The 2,638-nt window shown below is 39.3% G+C and carries 2 protein-coding genes and 1 pseudogene; all 3 read right to left on the reverse strand.

The genetic code is table 11. The features are described from left to right. Positions 1–1,054, reverse strand: a pseudogene (locus AC3DU7_RS16505) (hypothetical protein); the annotation flags it as partial. Between the two features lie 292 nt (positions 1,055–1,346). Beyond that, a complete protein-coding gene (locus AC3DU7_RS16510; protein ID WP_488040418.1) occupies positions 1,347–2,240 on the reverse strand; it encodes a biotin--[acetyl-CoA-carboxylase] ligase in 894 nt (297 codons plus the stop codon). A gap of 111 nt (positions 2,241–2,351) precedes the next feature. Next, a partial coding sequence (locus AC3DU7_RS16515) for a hypothetical protein (protein WP_488040419.1) occupies positions 2,352–2,638 on the reverse strand: 287 nt, incomplete at its 5' end.

The following is a 2,638-nucleotide window of genomic DNA, read 5'->3' on the forward strand; positions in this document are numbered from 1 at the left end:
AGGATGAGTCTTGATAGTTATTTTGAGAATAGTAACTTTGTTGAGTTTCCCCACTCCATGAATTGTTGGATGCTGTTTGAGCAGGAGCGCTCCAATTATTTGTTGCAGTTGTAGAACTCCAGTTATTAGTCTGAGTAGGGGCGCTCCAATTATTATTTTCGGCGACAGCACTCCAATTTTTATTATTTGTTGGATATTCGGCGATATTATCTGTGGAACGTTCGGAGAAAACTACTGTACTTGGTGCTTCATAACTTTCTGTTGCGCCAGTTTTGTATTCTGTATTATCTATATAAGCGTTAGTCGAACCGTCATAATAATAAAGTTTTTCAGGTATTGGTAATGTTAGAGGTGGTAACTCCTGACCTTTTGCTTGTTTTGATAGGTTGAGTGCTGTATTTGTCGGAGGTGCGACATACAAATTTTTCGGCAGATAAATACCACTGTCTGGTTCGGGTTCGGGTTCTGGTTCGGGTTGGGAATAATAATAAGGTTCGGGTTCGTAATAGCTCGGTGCTGGTTGGGAATAATATGGTTCGGGTTCGTAATAACTTGGCGCTGGTTGAGAATAATAATAAGGTTCGGGTTCGTAGTAACTCGGTGCTGGTTGGGAATAATATGGTTCCGGTTCTGGTTCGTAATAGTATGGTTCCGAATAACTTGGTGAAGCAGAATAATAAGGTTCGGGTTCGTAGTAGGGTTCTGAATAATATGGCTCTGGTGAATAGGATGGTGCTGGTTCGTAGTAGGGTTCCGAATAATATGGTTCTGGTGAATAGGATGGTTCCGAATAGGATGTTTGGGGATAATAGTTATCTACTGGAGCAGGTTGATATGATGGCTCATAGTCATATACTTCTATTTCTAAAACTGCCTCGGCTAAAACTATTCCTCTACTCAGCATTCCTAAACTTGCTAGACAACAACCAAGCTGCATAAGAGATTTATGAGTTAGAAGTTTGGTCTGAATAATATTTTGGTTTTGCTTTTTGGTTGTTTCCTGTAGTTCAGTTTTAGACTCTACTGACAGGTTTTGGTTCTCTGATACCATCATTTCCTCACACTATACTTATTTATTATTTTGAATTGACAATTAGACATCTCCAGAAAAGAGGGAATAGGGAATAGGGAATAGGAAGAAATAATTGATAATTTCTATACGATAATTGATTTTATTTTTTATTTTGGAGATGTCTATTAAACAGTTTAATCAGGAACGGGGAACAGGAACGGGCAAGATGCCCATTCTACAAAACTATTAATTATAATTATTCTGATTTTTACTTCTCCCCCACTCCCCTACTCCCCCACTCCCCTTACTCCCCTACTCCCCTATTCCCTCACTCCTAACTTCCAAGCAGCGGTTGGCCATAACCTAGATTGATTGTACCGGGTTTTAAGAAAATTTCTGAGGAAGATATTTGAGGCTGACTTAGCAGACTAGCTGAGTCTTGGTTAAACTTGACCCGTAATTCCCCATTAGTCGTTACTCCCACAATTGTGCCAATACGATCTTCTACTACTACTTGCTGCCCAATATTTATTAGCAGTTGCTGATAGGAAGGTAAGATACTTTCTATTCCTGACTCTAAAAGTTGTTTAATGCCAGAATCTAGTCCATGAAAGACTATAGCAGCTAACATTTCTAAAGAGAATATTTCCGATTTTGACTGTTTCCTATAATAGCTCTGCAAATTAATTCCTGTGTCTGGTACAGAATTAGCCCAATTAATTCCTACGCCAATGACTGCTTGAGAAATTTTTTTCTTGTGTATCCTAGTCTCTGTTAAAATTCCTCCTAATTTTTTGTGTTCTAAAATCAAGTCGTTGGGCCACTTGACTTGAACTGGTACACCATAATTCCTCAAACTAGAGGCTATACCCCAAGCACTGGATAAAGTTAGTTGAGGAGTTTGAGATATAGAGATATTAGGAGCGATGGTATTGCTCTTAGCGATCACTATTGACAGATATAGGCCACCGACAGTTGACTGCCAATTTCTTCCCCATTGACCACGTCCTGCTGTTTGTTGGCTGGCAATGACAATGCTTGATGGGTTTCCGGAGTCGATTAACTGCCAAAGAGTTTGATTTGTTGAGGGGAGGCTCACAAAAATATGGAGATTGGCGAATGTTGAGGCGGTGAATTTGTCTGAAACTCCTTGAATATTTGACAAGCTGTCTATAAATTTTTTTTTGTTAAATTCTGCTACTGACAATTTTCCTAATATCTGGGTCAAAGTTGATAGATATCAACACTTTATCGCAGAAGGAACAAGGAACAAGGAAGAAGGAAAAGTTTTACTTTGTCTGAGTTTTAAACTTTTGAACTGTCTAACCTTTCCTTAAGTTTATGACTCAATGATTTGTTCTACTTCTTCTGTTGCGGATGCCGCAATAGTCATTTCATTGTGTGAAGCACTCAGAGTTGGAGATGTTCCTTCTACTTCTGTTGCGGATGCCGCAATAGTCATTTCATTCTGTGAAGCACTCGGAGTTGGAGATGTTCCTTCTACTTCTGTTGCGAATGTCGCAATAGTCATTTCATTCTGTGAAGCACTCGGAGTTGGAGATGTTCCTTCTACTTCTGTTGCGAATGTCGCAATAGTCATTTCATTCTGTGAAGCACTCGGAGTTG

Source organism: Okeania sp. (assembly GCF_983059655.1).